2 protein-coding genes are annotated in these 1,928 nt (G+C 65.2%); one reads left to right on the plus strand and one right to left on the minus strand.

What is annotated here, in order from left to right; all coding sequences use genetic code 11:
• Positions 1–188 precede the first annotated feature (188 nt).
• Positions 189–1,445 (plus strand): IS110 family transposase, encoded by a 1,257-nt coding sequence (locus ACGFU7_RS47980; RefSeq protein WP_393705113.1) that lies wholly within the window; start codon positions 189–191, stop codon positions 1,443–1,445.
• Here the strand turns inward: ACGFU7_RS47980 and ACGFU7_RS47985 are convergent.
• A complete protein-coding gene (locus ACGFU7_RS47985) occupies positions 1,395–1,793 on the minus strand; it encodes a hypothetical protein (RefSeq protein WP_393705114.1) in 399 nt (132 codons plus the stop codon). The two genes, ACGFU7_RS47980 and ACGFU7_RS47985, sit on opposite strands and share 51 nt — an antisense overlap.
• Positions 1,794–1,928 lie beyond the last annotated feature (135 nt).

Genomic DNA, 1,928 nt, shown 5'->3' on the forward strand with positions numbered 1-1,928 from the left:
AGCCCCAAAAGCAACGGCATTGTTAACCATGATCCGGGGGGTGGTGTCACTGGGCCCGGAGGCACTGACTGACCGCTGATTAGGGGCTTGACCACCGACTTTCCGCAGGTCGGGAGGCTCTTCGTAATGTGGATGTGGCGATCGGTGCCGTGGGTGAGGCCGGGAGGAAGTACGACCGGAGGACGCACGTGATCGACACCGGCGACATCGACGTCTACCTCGGCCTGGACGTCGGCAAAGGCGAACACCACGCCACCGCTGTGACCCCGGCCGGGAAGAAGGCGTTCGACAAACGGCTGCCCAACACCGAGCCCAAACTCCGCGAGCTCTTCGCGAAGTTGCAGGCCAAGCACGGGACGGTCTTGGTGGTCGTCGACCAACCGGCCTCGATCGGAGCCCTGCCGCTGGCGGTGGCGAGGGACATGGGCTGCCAGGTCGCCTACCTGCCCGGATTAACGATGCGGCGGATCGCCGACCTCTATCCCGGCGAAGCCAAGACCGACGCGAAAGACGCGTTCATCATCGCGGACGCCTCCCGCGCGATGCCCCACACGCTGCGGTCCATAGACCTCGAAGACGAGACGATCGCCGAGCTGGAGATGATCGTCGGGTTCGACGACGACCTGGCCGGCGAAGCGACCCGGGTCGCCAACCGGATCCACGGCCTGCTCACGCAGATCCATCCATCGCTGGAACGGGTGCTGGGCCCGCGGTTGCAGCACCCGGCCGTGCTGACCCTGCTGGAACGGTTCGGGTCACCGGCCCAGATCCGAAAAGCCGGCCGCCGCCGACTGGTCACGCTGCTGCGGCCGAAAGCCCCGCGGATGGCCGAGCGACTGGTCGAGGACATCTTCACCGCGCTGGACGAACAGACCGTGGTGGTGCCCGGCACCGAGGCGGCCGCGCTGATCGTCCCAAGCCTGGCCGGCTCACTCGCCGCTGTCCTCGACCAGCGCAAACTGCTGGCCGGGCGAATCGAAGAACTGCTGGAGTCCCACCCTCTTTCGAAGGTCCTGATCTCGATGCCGGGAGTCGGCATCAGGACCGGAGCCAGGATCCTCATCGACGTCGGCGACGGCAGCAACTTCCCCTCAGCCGCCCACCTCGCCGCCTATGCGGGTCTCGCTCCGGCGACCCGCAACTCGGGCTCCTCGATTCGTGGCGAACAGCCCTCCAGGAGAGGAAACAAGCAGCTCAAACGTGCCTTCTTCCTCTCCGCGTTCGCAGCCCTGTCCGACCCCGCTTCCCGGGCCTACTACGACAAGAAGATCAGTCAGGGCAAGCACCACACCCAGGCCCTGCTCTGCCTCGCCCGACGCAGGGCCGACGTCCTCTTCGCGATGCTCCGCGACGGAACCTTCTACCAACCACAGCCAGCCACTGCTATCAGTCGTTCATCGAGTCGGCATGCCGCCATGAGGACTGTTTACGACCATGGCCAGTGACCCAGCGACAAGGTAGTAGTGATCCGGGAAGTACTCGATGTGCTGGTGCCCACCGTCGTCCATCTCCGCAATCGACTGAACTTCGTCAGCGAGAGCCGTCAAGCCCCGCCGGTCACCCGCGATGAGTAGAGCGCTGCGCTCCGAATCAACTCGGATACGGACACCCGGGCCGCTGGTGCTCACCACCTCGACGGAAGCCAGTTCAGTGCCCCCGAAGCTCGGTTCAGCCGAGGTGGTGGTTTCCGTGCCACCCTTTCCCGCGGCGAGGGCGAGGGCCAGGACGACGAGTTCCGCCGCACCGCCCGAGACGTCCACCCCATCCTCATCGGGAAAGAACAGAACCCTCATCCGCACAACCCCTTCGGTTCCACAACGCCAGACTCAACGATCAAAGCCGTTGCCCCTGGTCAATCAGGCTTTCCCCGGCTCAAGACCAGCCGTCACGGACGTTACCCACCGCTTGACGAAACCCATAGGGGCACC

Origin of the sequence: Streptomyces sp. NPDC048473, assembly GCF_043200155.1 — a bacterium.
Lineage (GTDB): Bacteria > Actinomycetota > Actinomycetes > Streptomycetales > Streptomycetaceae > Streptomyces.